The following is a 13262-nucleotide window of genomic DNA, read 5'->3' as shown; positions in this document are numbered from 1 at the left end:
GGGAAGGGCATGGACTTGCAAAAGACCACCTCTCCCGGCCTCTAAGGGCCCTAGAAGGCCGCCCCCTCGAGGGCCAAGGGGAAGTAGCCCCCCACCCCTTCCCCGGCCTTCCAGGGGCCTTCCAGGCGGCTTGAGGGGCAAACAGAAAACCCCGGCTGAAGGTCAGCCGGGGGCGGGGGATAAGGGTGTCCCCCTAAGGGTGGGCTTCTCGCCCTGAGATTCGTGTCCTTCCGGGCCCGCAGGCCCTTCCGGCCACCGCCCGGGAACCCCCCGCGGGGAGCTCCGGGCTTCCCATCTCCCGGTTTCCGGGCCCGGGAACGCCCCCTCCTGTACGGCCGGAGGACGCCGTGGCTGGCCCGTTTGGCCGGCCTTCGCCGCCACGGTTAGGCCCGTGGCCACCACCGCGTTGAGGCCCGCGGCCAGCCGGCACTCTGGCAGTTCCCTTCCCCCCCTGTGAGGCCGGGGGACCACGGCGACTCCCGCTGCGCCCTCTCGGGGCGACCTTCTCGGCCAGGCCGACCTCCCGGTCAACCCCTTCTCGGCCCTGTCGCCCCCTGGCGTTTTGGGACGCCGCCTGGCGGTCGCCGCCACGGATAGGCCCGTGGCCGCCACGCCCACCTCCTCGCCAGGATCCGCCTCCTCCCGGAGGCCTCCCCTGGGGGAGGCCAAGCGCCTTTTCCTGCGACACCTGAGGCTTCACGCCCCAGAACTTCCGAGTCCCTCGGGTACTCCACCTTCCCCTCGGGATCCCTCTCCCGGTTGTCGGGGCAGGGGTTGCCCCCCGCCCCCGAAGCGGTGCCGAGGCCCCCTGGGGTGGAAGCCCCAGGGTAAGCCGGTCCGGGCTTTCCTACATCCCGCGAACGCGGGCCAGGTTCGCGCACCGCATGGGGTACGGGGCCCCCCACGCAGCCGTTCCCCCTCGTACTCGCCCGGTCTCCCCCTCTCGCGCGCCGGGTTTTCGCCGCCGCCTCAGGGGGTCCAAGCCCCCTTACGCCAGCGGGTACTCCCCACGGCTCACCGGGACCCCTTCTCCCCTGCTGCCACAGGTCCGGGATCCCGGCCGAGAGGTTCCCCCGTTAGGCCGCGGTACTTGCCACTTCCCGCCTTCGCTACGCCCTGGCCGCTTGCGTGGCCCTTTCCCCCTACGAGGTTCCGGAGCTCGGGGTACTCCAGGCACGGCCAGGACTTCACGGACCCCAGGCGGGCGGCTCGGAGCAGGGAGGGGTTCGCACCCTCCCCGTTACAGGCCTAGCTATCGTGCGCCCCAGGTTATCCGGTGCGGGTCTCCCCTCCCGTTTTCCCTGGTCAGCGGGGCCTCCAGTCTCCCTCAGCCCCCTGGTGCCTCGCGGCACCCTCAGCACCGGCCTGCTCCGCACACGTGATGGGGCTATGGGTTCACCCCATCCCGTGGCCCGGACTTTCACCGGGTTTCCCGCGGTCAGCCCTGGGGGTTCGCCCCCAGGACCCTTTCCGGGTCGCCCAATCTCGCCCCCGATCCCTCGGGGTATGTGGATTGCGGTCGAACCGGAGGCTGTGCCCCCGGAGCGCCGCGTTGAGTGCGGGGCGAGCCAGGATTTTCCCCCGGCACCCCGCTTCCCCGGCGTTCGCCATCGGAGTGGCAGCTCCTAGGCTACTTGTCCGGCCCCGGCACCACCCGGGTTAGGGTTCACCACCAGCCTACGCGGCCCCCCCGCCCCGGGTCAAGCGGGTCGCCCAAAGGAACCTCATTAAGAGCCAGGGAACGCCCGGGAACGCGTGAAATAAAGGGCATCCTCTTTACAATCCCCCGCCCCCCGCGCTACCCTACACCTCAAAGGAGGCCGCCATGTCCACCCTGTCCCGCCTGGAGAAGCGCCTAAAGGAGAAGGCCAAGCCCCGCCTCGAGGAGCGCCTCACTCTGCGCCTGGATCCCGCCACCCATAGCGCTCTGGAAGCCCTCGCCAGGGAGCACGGTATGACGCTTTCCGAGCTCGCCCGAGAGGCCCTGACAATGCTTGCGGAGGAGTACCGAGCTAGGGCGACAAAAGAGAAGGCGCAAGAGCCGCCTAACGAGCAACCCGAAGAGCCTTCCGACACGCCCCCCTCCGACACGCCCCCCCTCTTCTCCGGGGCCGCCCAGGAGTAGACCGCCATGACCGACCCCGAGGACTACCCCCTCCTCAGAGGCCAGACGGCCCTCCTGGCCCAGGCCCTGCGCCTGGTGAGCCGGGACGGGTACACCTGGTGGCAGGTCCAGACGGCCCCCGTGGAGAAGGTCTTGGCCGCCGTGAAGAAGCTGGACGAGAAACACGCGGTTCTCATCGGCCCCAAGGCCAGGGCCATCAGGAAGGAGGCCCGCCTCCCCGTGGCCCACCTCCTCCTGGCCCCGGTGAGCGTCATGCCCCCGGAGGACCCTCCCCCCACCTGGCCCATGCTCCTCCTGGCCACCCAAGAGCTCCCCGGGGAGAGGATGCAGCGGGTGGAGGACCGCCCCCTTACCTGGGTGGCGTGGAGGAAGGAGGCCTGGCGGGCCACGTACGTGCTCAAACCGGACCAGCGTGGGCGGTGGACATGGTTCCTCACCAAGGAGTTCCACCGGGCTCTCCTAGAGGAGGCCCTGGCCTACGCCGCCGAAGGGGACTGGAGGGCCCTCGTGGGCCACATGAAGGCCCTGGGGAACCTGCCCATGTTCAGCGGGGTGTGGAGCCAGGTCCAGGAGATCCGCCGCAGGGTGCAGAAGCTCTGGGGGGACCGGCACCTGCGGGATCCCTCGGGCCAATGGAAGGCCCCGCCCTGGCGGAAGGCCGTGGAGGCGTGGCCCAAGGCCCCCCTCTCCCCCATCGGGATGCGCCTCTACCCCGAGGAGCCTCCCCGGACCCTCGGGGAGTGGTGGGAGGCCCACCGGAAGGGGGGCGGAGGGTGATCCGGCGCCTCGCCGGGGTCCTCTGGGCCCTGGCCCAGACTCTCCCCGACCCCGAGCGGGACCCCGACCTGGGGCCCTTCTGCACCTACCTGCGCCAGAAGTACGGCCGCCACGCCCTGGACCTCTCCCCCGAGGTCTGGGAGGAGGGGCTTTTGGACCTCATCGCCGAGACCATCGCCGACGGGTGGGACCGCTATGGGGCCCCCTCGGCCGCCCGGGATCCCGAGGGGGAGGGGTACATCGCCAGCGCCGAGGTGGGCCCGGAAACCATCCTCGCGCGGGGCCAGACGAAGCGGGAGGCCTACCGGGAGGCCCGGAGGGCGTGGGTGCGGCGGCTTTTGGGGTAGACGGGACGGTCCAGCTGGAGTGACTGGATCCCAAGGAGGGCTGCTTTGTCTGGGTGGCCTGGTCCGGCACGGCCGGAGGCGGGGTCCATCGGGACCGGAGCCGGATCGCCCGCCACGAGCTCATGCCCCACCTTTCCCCCACCTCCGGGGAACACCTGAACCGAGGCCGGGACGACCTCCTTGCCCGGGCCTGGGAGTCCATTGAGGCCTACGGCCGCGAAGGCCGAGGGGAGGGAGGCGGGGAAGGCCCCCTGGTCTACGCCCTCTTCCAGGGAGAGGAGCTCCGCCTGGTCGTCGTTCCGGAGGGCCCCATCCTGCCCGACCGGACGGCCTAGGCCCCCGCCTTCTCCCAGGTGGGGAGGGCCTCCAAGAGGAGGCGAGAGAGGGCCCTGGGGTCCGAGAGGCGCCGGCTGGCGTCCAGGATCTCAATCCCCAAGAGCCTTCCCTCCCTGTCCCAGTCCAGGGCTACCCCCGGGGCTACCTCCTCCACCGTGGCGGGGCCCTCCCCGAAGGCGATGTAGAGGGCATCGGCTTCCGGGTCGTAGGTGATTCGCATGCTTCCTCCTTTCAGAGACCCCCCTTGGGCAGGAAGTAGACGTAAACGGTGATGACCACTAAGGCGTCCTCTTCCTCCACGAAGATGGGCCGAACCTGCTTGGCATTGTAGCGCCGACCGTTCCACTCCCCCGCGAAAGGGAACTCTAGGGTGGCGCTCCACCTTCCCTCCAGGGCTGGCGCCCAGGGGGCTTCCCGTATGGCCCGCTCCACCTCTTCCTGGGTGGCTCCTCGGGCGAGGCGCATACGAGCGTGGGCGGTGAGCCGGACGGGCTTCTCCCGCACGCCCCTGAGCTTACCCAAGGAGGGCCGCCTTTGTCTGGGTGGCCTAGGCCCTTCGGTGCGCCCTTCCGGAATCGCCCCAAGGGGGTGAGCGCCCGCTCAGCGCCGGGGGTGAGCGGTAAGCGCTCACCCTGAGCGCCTGGGTAGACTGCGGTCATGGACCACTCGGAAGGGGAAGACCTCGGCCAGACCCTCCTGCCCCCCCACCTGGCCGCCCGGGCCCTGGGGGTCTCCCCGGCCACCCTCCGGCGCTACGCCGCCCTGTGGGAGGAACGGGTAGCCCCCCTGCCCCGGGATCCTCGGGGGGGCCGGCTCTGGCCCACGGAGGCCGTGGCCCGCCTCCAGGCGGCCAGGGAGGTCCACCTTCGGGAGGGGATCCCCCTGGAGGAGGCCCTGGCCCGGGTCCAGGGGGACTTCCCGGCCGCCGGCCTCGCCCTCCCCTCCGAGGGGGAGGCCCTGGCCCTCCTCCGGGACCTGGCCGAGCGGCTGGAGCGGGTGGAGGGGGAGCTCCGGGCCCTGCGGGAGGAGAACGCCCGCCTCAGGGAGGTCCTGAAGGCCCTGGAGCCCCCGGTCAGCGAAGCTACCTTGAGGAGGCGGCCCTGGTGGCGGTTCTGGGGGCGGTGAGGGGCCTTTTGCTTCCTAGGATCCCGGGGTGATCGGCCCACGCCGGCCGGCGAAACTCATGGACCGGCCGGTATCATGCAAAAAGAAGCCCCGGCCAGTTAGGCCGAGACCTCCCCGGCAGGAGGCCTCCATCCTAACCCGGCCGGGAGGAAGGAGGCAAGAGTGGAGACTCCAATCCGGCCGGAAGCCCTTCAGAACGAAGCCCTCACTAGCATCCAGGACCTTCTCCAGAGGAACCCCCTCCTGGGGGAGCAGGCTTTGCGTGCGTGGGCCGCCATGCACGGCCTGGACCCCGAGGAGGCCCTGGCCCTGGCCCGGTCTGGGGAGGCGGAGGCCCCCACCTCTCAGGAGGCCCCCCCTTCCCCGGCCCCGGAGGCCCCGTACACCCCCCCTTCCGGGAGCGCCGTCCAGGAGGGCACTTTTGCCGTGCAACATTCAGTTTCTACCCCCCCAAAGGTGGACCACCTTGAATTTCCCCTCGAGGCGGCTGGCGGGCGTTGTCCCCCCTCCGGCTTTACGCCGGGGCGTTGGGACAATGAATGTTGCACGGCAACCCCAAAGCCGATGATGACCGTCCAAGACGGAGAAAACCGCGCCCTGGCCTGGGTCAAGGGTCTCCTCCAGCAGACCCTGGCCGAGACCCCAGAGGACGACCCCAGGCGTCAGGCCCTCCAGGACCTCCTGGCCCTGGCCGAGGAGAAGGGCCTGCAGGCGGGACCCCTCCGCCTCCTCCTCCTCCTCGCCGCCCTGGGCCGCCGCTACCTCCGGGAGAGGTTTGGCCCCAAGGCCGCCAGGAAGGCCGGCCAGGCCGTCTTCCACCTCCCCGTGGACCTCGTGGCCTCCTTCCTCGGGGTGCACCGCACCACGGTCTGGCGCTGGGCGGGCCCCCTGGAGGAGGCGGGCCTCCTCCGGAGCAAGACCCACGTGGCCACGGCGGTGCGGGGCGGGGAGGCGCAGAACCTCAACACCGGCACCGTCTGGGCCGTGCGCCTCAAGCCCGGGCGGGCCCGCTTCGAGCACGGGGACCTCACCCACCCTTGGCGGGACATGGCCAAGGACCTGGAGGAGGGCAGGACCGCCTTCCGGGTCATCTACCCCAAGGGCAAGCGGCGAAAGAAGGGGGACCAGACGGAGCGCTTACGCCCCGAGCGGGTCTCCCTGGAGCTCCTGGTCAAGTGGACCCTGGGGATCCGGGAGGTGCCCGCCCTGGACTTTCTGCGGCCCGCCCCCACGGAGAACCCCACCATAGAGGCCGCCTTCCTCCTGGCGGAGATGGAGGCCCAGGACCGGCCCACGGTCATCGACCTCCTCTCCGAGCGCATGGCCCACGAGCTGGGCGACCCCCACTCCCGGCGCTTCTACGCGGGCCTCCTCTGGAAGGTGGTGGAGGGGAAGCTCAGCCCCCACGCCCTGGTGCACGCCTACCACCGGGCCCGGGTGGCGGTGCGGGAGGGGTACGCCAGACGAGGGGGAGCCTTCCTGCAGCACCTCCTCAAGGCGGCGGCCTAGCCCTCCCCCTCCGGGGGGTCGTCCCAGAGGCGGACCGCCCGGGCCTCCTGGGCCACGAGCTGGCCAGTCCTGGGGGCGTACACCCCCCGGACCTCCACCCCCGTCCCCGGGGGCGGCAGCCCCTCCAGGGACGAGTGGGGGGTTGACGGTCGACAAGTTGCCGTTTAAAATATCCGGCATAGGAGGCCGGCTATGGCATTGATCAAAAGGGAACGGATGAAGAAACTTGGGACGGTGAGTTCGTCTCCCTACACGGGCTCACCGACCTACACCACGGCCCCCGTCCATATTGAGGCGGGTTACGATCCCCCCCTTGGAACCTTTGTTCTCATCGATAGGGACGAGGACGGCGCGCTTTTCCACTACGGACGGATTGTTCAGGCCGTTGAGGAGAACACAAAAGCCGACCCGTGGCGGCTCCAACGCGGGGTAGCATACGGACTGGAGGAGCACCGATCGACCCGATTCGACGATCACTCCCCGTACCGGGCGCGCGTGGCCCGGGTAGAGCTGTTGGGCGAGCTTATCCTTGATGAAGAAGGTAGATTACTAGACGTTAGGGAAGCAACTCTGCTACCTCGCACTGGCGCATCGGTTTTCGAGCTACCCGTTGACCTCATTCCGCTCCTCCTTGGCGCGTCCCTTGGAAAAGAGAGCCTCTTCTTGGGAAGGGTGCGCTCAGGGCAAGAAGCCGCCGAATTTCGCTTGCCTCTCGAGGCCGTACCTCGCCACATCGCAGTTGTCGGTCGCACGGGCGTGGGGAAAAGTTACGCAGCTCACGTCTTTGTGGAAGAACTGACGGATAAGGAAATCCCCGTAGTTTCGTTCGATGTCCTTGGTGACGCCATCGAAATGACTCGATCCCTAGGGGGGCTTAACCTCAAGGCAGGTGAAGACTTCAAAGTCGCGTACTCGATCATCGGTCTCTCTGAGTTTCTATCCTTTGTGCCTAATCTGACCAAGGACCAGTCAGAGCTGGTGGCTTTGGCCTACGATGAAATCTTTGGGAAGGCCCTCGACCAACTGAAAAGAGAAGGAACCATTCAGATCCCCCTCCAAGAGTTACTCGACCGGATCCGTAGTTTGGCCTCAGCATTTGGCCAAGTAAGTGTAGGGGAGCGTGCTGTCCGAAGGGTCGAGGTAGCGGTGAGGCGCTCGCCTCTGCTGGAGGATAAGTTGTCGGATTGGCCGCAAAAGTTGCGTAGCTACCCTATTGTTAACGTCTATGTTGGCCACTTAGGCCAAGAGGATCGCAACTTAATCGTAGGGGCTTCCGCCCGTCTGTTGCAGATTCTAAGACGGAATAATTTTATTCCCCCCTTTGTCCTTCTCGTTGACGAAGCCCACCTCTTCCTGCCGGGAGGCGGCGAGACAACCCCTTCGACCCGTGTGATCCGAGAGCTGGTCCGCACTGCTCGTCACGACGCCATCGGGATTGTCCTCATTACGCAAAGCCCTTCGTCGATGGACAAGCAAGCACTGCTTACCTGCAACACACGGATTGTTTTCGCCCTAGACCGCGAGGATCTACGGCTCATCTCCGGGATGCTTGGCGACCTCTCTGAGGACGTGGTGGAGAGGATCGCCAGGCTGCCTAAGGGACGCGCCATCGTTGTTTCCGGGGCAGACATACTTCGGCACCCTGTCGAGGTGGAAATCCGGACGCGGAAAACTCCGGAGGGGGCACCTACACCAAATATGGCCGAGGAGGTACGTCGATGGAAAGAGGAAAAGACAAAGAACTCCGGGAAGCGATTCTGAGGCTCTTGGAGGAGGCCGGACGGGAAGGTCTCACCCTAGGGGAACTCACTATCCGCCTCTTTAGACTCGGCAAATCGGCTTCGGAGCGGACGGTGCGCCGCGTTCTCCGAGAACTCCTATGGGGTGAGGGGAACGGGGAACCTCTGCTTGTAACAACTACCCGGCGAGGTCAGGGGCCGGGCCGGCCAGAGCGGGTTTACATCTTACGCCGGTTCCTCCCCAAGCAGATGTCCCTACTGGAATTGATCGAGGGTGTTAGAAACGCCGAGGTCAAAGCCTTGGACGATCTACCTCCTCCTAAGGGCCAAGCAGACGAGCATTTACAAAGAGAGGAGCAGGAGCGGTGGAATAGGAAGGAAACTCAATCGGTCCTTAGGATGATTGCCCTTGGGCAAGTTGAAGACGAGAGTCTGGCCGAAGCGATAATGGAGGCCGCCCCGGAGTTGGCCGAACAAGACCCCGTCCAACTCTTGACATCCATGCTCGAGGGACTTCTGATGGACATCGATGGGATTGCTCGTAAATTCCTAGAGCTAAGAAGGCGGCCTACTCCAGAAAACGCCGAGGAGGCCGAGCAATTGTACGAAATACTTCAGATCCGGCTTGGACGTCTTCGGGGTTATTTCGTTGATCTGTGGGGGCTGGAACCTTCTATTCTGGGCTTGCCGTCGCTCTCCGACCTGCGCAAAAAGGGGTATTGGCCAGACGACCAACCAAAACTTGAAAGGGAAGAAGTGCAGAAACGGCTAAGGCGCCGCATCTACGGTACTCGCGTCCTTGAGATCATCGGGGTGAGTCCCCCCCCTACTTCAAAGTCCTGGGCTGGTACCGATTCCTCTGTGGCTGAAATCACAATAGAGCACCGGGAAGGAAGCTTCCTTCCCCCCTCTGAGGTGCACATTTTTGCCGCTGCCGCTGCTCTGGAGGCGGCCGGAGGTGGAGACGCTGCTTACACGGATTACGATATCTTCCCGGAGGACCTGAGACACTACAATGACATCCGAGCTGCTGAAGAAGGCCTTCTTTTGGCCGAACGGTTGCGGGAGCTCTTCGGCGAAGAGGATTTACGGCATGCCCGCTATGCCGCCCTCTCTCTGCGGCAATATACCGAGGATCTTCGGGTTCTGCGTGGTGAGGCGCGCTGGAGACCGAGGGGCAACAGACCTTTCGTAGGATTCCCACCTCCGGTAGAGCTTATCGTTCGGGACGGGCGACTTTTCCCGACGGTCCACCGTTTAAAGGACTTCGAAGCAGATAACCTCTACGGACGGCTAGTTCGCAACGAGATCGCCCGCTTTAACGAACTGGTTGACTTTGTCCGGCCGAGTGGCCCCTACGGCAATGTAGCTTATACCGGTGTGGTTAAGAACCCGGAGTTCTCCTGGCTCTCACCCATCGTTTTTTGGTTTCTTTACAAGAAGAAGCAAATCCGGGACATTGAGCTCGTCTATCGGGCTCCTCTCCCAGATCACCTTCTAGTTCACCTGCTGTTTCTCGGGCTTGCCCGAAGTTCGGAGTTCACAGGTCTTGAAGACAAAGCCTTCCGCACTTTCGGGATGCTGCGCCGTTTCTCAGATATTGCCTTGGAGAGAGATGAGCGGCCTCCACGGGTCGGCGGTAAAACCGTCGATGATGACTTGAATGACTGGCAGAACTACATCCGCGCACGACTCGAAGAACTCGAAGCGAAGGGGCGAACCCCAACTTTAGAACTGGAAGAGTATCGTCCCTTCATGATGCTTTGCGCCTATGCGGGGGTGCTCATGGTCTACGGAGCTCCTTGCGCCGTATACCGTCCCCTCGTTGACGGAAAATCCGCAGGCCACTTTTTGATTCCTCGGTTGGAGGCAATAGTTCACAAGGAGGATTGGAGCGGGGAGAAGGGGAAACCACCACTTACCCATGCTGGACAGGCGCTGGAGCGGTTGCTGGCTTGGTTCTGTAACCCTGCCCACCGCACACTGGACCTGAATCATGCCCTTCCCGCCTTCGACTCGGTTGATAGAAGAAAAGCGCCGGACGGTTTGGCTCCCCTTGTGCCGACGGTTGTCGTAGAGGCTCACGAAGCCGCCACCTTTGTGCGTACAGAAATGGCTTCGGCCGTAGAGGAAGAAATCCGACGGTTGATCCGAGAAGTGAGAAGCCGTTACATTTAGCATGCCATGGATTTTTCTGCGGCAAAGAGGCGGGTTCAACGGGCCGCCGTAAGGTTGGCCCGAATATGGGAACCTGACAATTCTCTTCCATGGCGTCGAAATCCGTCGCCATATCGTATTTTCCTGGCCGAATTCCTTCTCGTGCGCACCCGTTGGGATATGGTAGCCCGCCTCTACGAGGCTGTCGTGGACCGCTTTCCGGATCTCCACACGCTGGCCCAAGCCTCGGAGGAGGAAATCGCCGAAGTTTTGGCCCCTCTCGGTTTACGGAAGCGCATCTCATACCTCAGGAAGGCCGCCCTCTATCTACTTGAACATCACGGGGGCCGCATCCCCGAAACCCTTGAGGAGCTAAAGAGAGTGCCCGGCCTCGGAGAATATACTGCCGGTGCTATTGCCGCCCTGGCCTTTGGAAGAGAAATCGTCCCGGCCGACGTCAATGTTTTTCGCTTCCTCTCCCGCCTTACGGGAATCGAAATGACCCATCCGACGAAAGGTTCTCCCCCTCTGAGGAGGTTGCTACCGTACCTCTCGCCTGCTCGGGGAGGGCCCCCTATAAGCGCACTAATCGACTTTTCACGCATCGTATGTCGTCCCCGCTGGCCAAACTGTTCCGAATGTCCGCTAAAAAGCTTTTGCGCGTTTGGAGAACTCAATCAAGCTTCGCCGTTCGAGGCGCTCTCTAATGGCACGGGCAATCGCTTCGGCAAGGGGCGGAGGAACGGCGTTGCCGATTTGACGCCGGATTGAGTCCAGCGAGCCGTAAAAAACGGCGTCGGGAGGAAATCCTTGAAGAAGGGCGGCCTCTCTCGGGGTTATGGCCCGGTCTTGTTCGGGATGGGCGAAGCGTCCTTTGGATACGTTGCAGCACCCCGAGGTGATGACCCCGGAGGGGCGGTCCCAGGCAAGCCTACTGTAGGTGTCCTTGTGGCCATTATGGTTTCTATGGCAAGGCAGCCATTCTTCTTCGGGAACCTGGGTTCTACTTCCCCCGTCCTTGGGGACTTGGACGATAAATCTAAGGACCCGCTCTCCCATCTTCGGCGCCCGGTGAAGAGGATCGTTGGGATCTTGATCTCCGGCTCGAAGGGGGGGAAGATGACCGATGGCGTCCCGCACCGTGAGCCAAGGAAGTTGCCGACCTGAGCGTACTTTAGGGCTTCTAGGATCCCCGTGAGTTGCCCTAGGGAAAGGGGGCTGTCCCATGTCTTTTCGGGCTCCGATAACAATTAGTCTACGCCTGTGCTGCGGTACGCCGTAGTCTGCTGCATCAACCTCTTTTTTACGCAGACGATACCCCAAACGGAGAAGCCCCTTCGTAAGTTTCAAGTAAAAGGCCTTTCCATGAGGTAAGCGGATAAGACCAGGTACGTTCTCAAAAACAAGGAAGCGGGGTCGGAAGTACGATACGTACTCGAGAAAAACCATCACCAGGCCGTTTCTTGGGTCACTCGCCCCTGCATCGTTTCTAAGCCGGGTGAAGCCTTGGCACGGCGGACATCCGACAAGGACGTCTATTTCACCCGGCTTCACATTCCAAAGCCCGGCTGCCATTTCGGGAGGAAGCTCCGATAAATCCACGCATAATGGGCGCACGCCAATTAAACCTTCGTAGGTTCTGCATGCGTCTGGATCGATTTCGGCGGCCCCCGCTATGCGGAAACTGGCCCGTATAAACCCAAGGGCCGATCCTCCGGCTCCGGCGAAAAGGTCTATAACGGTTCCGGCACCGTTCATAGAAGACTCTCCCAGACTTAAGATTCTGTACTCCTTGGTTTAACTTGGTTTAACGCTCCTTTCCACCCATCCACCCAGCTACATTCCGAAATTAATCCTTAGGAGAGGCGGTCATGTGTTGCGTTACCCCTTTCCCCAGCTTCGGGGAAGCTCCCTGCCGCTTCTTCTCCGGCCCTCTAGGCGGCCCTGGGGGCCACCTCCACCTCCTTCCCCAGCAGGAGGAGGCGGATGGGCCTGCCCTGGAGGAAGAGGGCGTAGACGGAGGGCCAGCCTTCGGGGTTGGGAGCCTCCATGGCCCAGGCCAGGGCTTGGGCCGCCACCTCGGGCTCGTCCAGGGGAAGGAGGACCAGGCGGTAGGCGGGGGGAAGCTCCCGGAGGAGGTCCGCCTCCAGGAGGTATTGCATCAGGATCCCGTCCAGCTCCGCCAGCCTTTCTGCTGGGTTCACCATCCTTCCCTCCCTTGGGCCTTGGCGGCCCGATAGGCCTCAATGTACTCCTCGGCCTTCAGGGAGAGCTCCCTCTCCGCCACCTTCGCCGCCTCGCCGGGGTCCTCGGGGAGGTCCACCGGCTCGTGGGAGGCGATGCGGTTCCGGTCCCGATGGACCCTGCCCCCGGAGGTGTCGTAGCGGGCCACCCAGACGAAGCGGCCCTCCTCGGGATCCCACCACTCCAGCTGTACCGCCCAGGAGCGCAACTTCCCCCGCTCCACCTCCAAGGTGACCCGGAGGCGCCGGTCGGGGCCGATGACCACTTCCCGCCTACGGACCATCGCCCCAAGTTACTTCTCCCGGTCCTTAAGGGACCTAGAAGGCCTTCCACCTGAAGGGGAGTGCCTCCTGCCCCTCCCCCGGGCTTCACAGGGCCCTGGGGCTGGTGGCGGAGTGAGCCTCCCTGCACCGGGAGGCCCTCCTACCGGGAGGCCCTCCTGGAGAACTGGGAGCGGGCCCGGCGGGGCGAGCCCCTGAGGCCCATCCCGCCCCTGGAGTAGCCTGGAGGGGATGGTGGTGGAAGTGGTGGAGGCCAGGCCCCTGGAGGGCCTCAAGCTCTGGCTTCGCTTCTCGGACGGGAAGGGGAGGGTGGTGGACCTTTCAGCCCTGGAGCTTCCCGGGCTCCTCTCCCGCCTCCGGGATCCCGGCTTCTTCGCCCAGGTGCGGGTGGACCCGGAGCTCGGGGCCCCGGTCTGGCCCGGGGGCTTAGACCTGGATCCCCTGGTGCTCTACGCGAGGGCCCTGGGCACCGGGCTTCCCCTGCCGGCGGAGGCTTCGGGGGCCTAGGCCCTCTTTGCGCGAAGGCGAACTTTCGCGCAGGAAAGGGCGAAAAGCGACCAAAATGACCCCTCGGACCGCATAGGCTTGCCGGGGATCCAGGGAAGACCTGGGGGGTTTATGC

Annotated in this window: 15 protein-coding genes and 1 pseudogene; 11 read left to right on the top strand and 5 right to left on the bottom strand. The window is 64.7% G+C overall.

What is annotated here, in order from left to right:
* The first annotated feature begins 1825 nt into the window (after positions 1–1825).
* The 4 genes from L1087_RS12915 to L1087_RS12900 are packed head-to-tail and all read left to right on the top strand — an operon-like array spanning position 1826 to position 3584.
* On the top strand, positions 1826–2125 hold the full coding sequence (locus tag L1087_RS12915) for a ribbon-helix-helix domain-containing protein (RefSeq protein WP_126204513.1): 300 nt from the start codon (positions 1826–1828) through the stop codon (positions 2123–2125).
* A gap of 6 nt (positions 2126–2131) precedes the next feature.
* Positions 2132–2902, top strand: coding sequence for a hypothetical protein (locus L1087_RS12910; protein WP_234559287.1), 771 nt, complete (start codon positions 2132–2134; stop codon positions 2900–2902).
* Positions 2899–3249 (top strand): hypothetical protein, encoded by a 351-nt coding sequence (locus L1087_RS12905; RefSeq protein ID WP_234559286.1) that lies wholly within the window; start codon positions 2899–2901, stop codon positions 3247–3249. The genes L1087_RS12910 and L1087_RS12905 overlap by 4 nt, the downstream gene beginning before the upstream one ends.
* A gap of 53 nt (positions 3250–3302) precedes the next feature.
* Entirely contained in the window at positions 3303–3584 is a 282-nt protein-coding gene (locus L1087_RS12900) for a hypothetical protein (protein ID WP_234559285.1), read from the top strand.
* Here L1087_RS12900 and L1087_RS12895 read toward each other — a convergent pair.
* Complete coding sequence (locus tag L1087_RS12895; RefSeq protein WP_234559284.1) at positions 3581–3805, bottom strand: DUF2283 domain-containing protein; 225 nt, start codon at positions 3803–3805, stop codon at positions 3581–3583. The genes L1087_RS12900 and L1087_RS12895 overlap by 4 nt on opposite strands.
* Before the next feature lie 11 nt (positions 3806–3816).
* A complete protein-coding gene (locus L1087_RS12890; protein WP_152024493.1) occupies positions 3817–4089 on the bottom strand; it encodes a DUF4258 domain-containing protein in 273 nt (90 codons plus the stop codon).
* 153 nt (positions 4090–4242) lie between these two features.
* Between L1087_RS12890 and L1087_RS12885 the strand changes: the two genes are divergently transcribed.
* The 5 genes and pseudogenes from L1087_RS12885 to L1087_RS13450 form a co-directional block, all read left to right on the top strand.
* Positions 4243–4710: a MerR family transcriptional regulator gene (locus L1087_RS12885; protein ID WP_234559283.1), complete on the top strand. Its 468-nt coding sequence runs from the start codon at positions 4243–4245 to the stop codon at positions 4708–4710.
* Positions 4711–4872: 162 nt separating this feature from the next.
* Positions 4873–6219 (top strand): hypothetical protein, encoded by a 1347-nt coding sequence (locus L1087_RS12880; protein WP_234559281.1) that lies wholly within the window; start codon positions 4873–4875, stop codon positions 6217–6219.
* A gap of 192 nt (positions 6220–6411) precedes the next feature.
* Positions 6412–7980 (top strand): ATP-binding protein, encoded by a 1569-nt coding sequence (locus tag L1087_RS12875; RefSeq protein WP_234559280.1) that lies wholly within the window; start codon positions 6412–6414, stop codon positions 7978–7980.
* On the top strand, positions 7938–10136 hold the full coding sequence (locus tag L1087_RS12870) for a hypothetical protein (protein ID WP_234559279.1): 2199 nt from the start codon (positions 7938–7940) through the stop codon (positions 10134–10136). The genes L1087_RS12875 and L1087_RS12870 overlap by 43 nt, the downstream gene beginning before the upstream one ends.
* Before the next feature lie 6 nt (positions 10137–10142).
* Positions 10143–10607, top strand: a pseudogene (locus L1087_RS13450) (hypothetical protein); the annotation flags it as partial.
* A gap of 153 nt (positions 10608–10760) precedes the next feature.
* Here the strand turns inward: L1087_RS13450 and L1087_RS13445 are convergent.
* From L1087_RS13445 to L1087_RS12855, 3 genes are all read right to left on the bottom strand, one after another.
* On the bottom strand, positions 10761–11873 hold the full coding sequence (locus tag L1087_RS13445) for a DNA cytosine methyltransferase (RefSeq protein ID WP_386083928.1): 1113 nt from the start codon (positions 11871–11873) through the stop codon (positions 10761–10763).
* 176 nt (positions 11874–12049) lie between these two features.
* On the bottom strand, positions 12050–12322 hold the full coding sequence (locus tag L1087_RS12860; protein WP_234559277.1) for a DUF5647 family protein: 273 nt from the start codon (positions 12320–12322) through the stop codon (positions 12050–12052).
* Entirely contained in the window at positions 12316–12642 is a 327-nt protein-coding gene (locus L1087_RS12855; protein WP_038054964.1) for a DUF7718 family protein, read from the bottom strand. Before L1087_RS12855 ends, L1087_RS12860 begins: the two co-directional genes overlap by 7 nt.
* A 60-nt stretch (positions 12643–12702) precedes the next feature.
* Here L1087_RS12855 and L1087_RS12850 point away from each other — a divergent pair, with 60 nt between their 5' ends.
* Both L1087_RS12850 and L1087_RS12845 read left to right on the top strand, forming a co-directional pair.
* Positions 12703–12861: a hypothetical protein gene (locus tag L1087_RS12850; protein ID WP_234559276.1), complete on the top strand. Its 159-nt coding sequence runs from the start codon at positions 12703–12705 to the stop codon at positions 12859–12861.
* Between the two features lie 10 nt (positions 12862–12871).
* Positions 12872–13147: a DUF2442 domain-containing protein gene (locus tag L1087_RS12845; RefSeq protein WP_234559275.1), complete on the top strand. Its 276-nt coding sequence runs from the start codon at positions 12872–12874 to the stop codon at positions 13145–13147.
* Positions 13148–13262: the final 115 nt, after the last annotated feature.

It is taken from the genome of Thermus tengchongensis (genome assembly GCF_021462405.1).
GTDB lineage: Bacteria > Deinococcota > Deinococci > Deinococcales > Thermaceae > Thermus > Thermus tengchongensis.
This window is presented reverse-complemented; position numbering and strand designations above follow the sequence as displayed.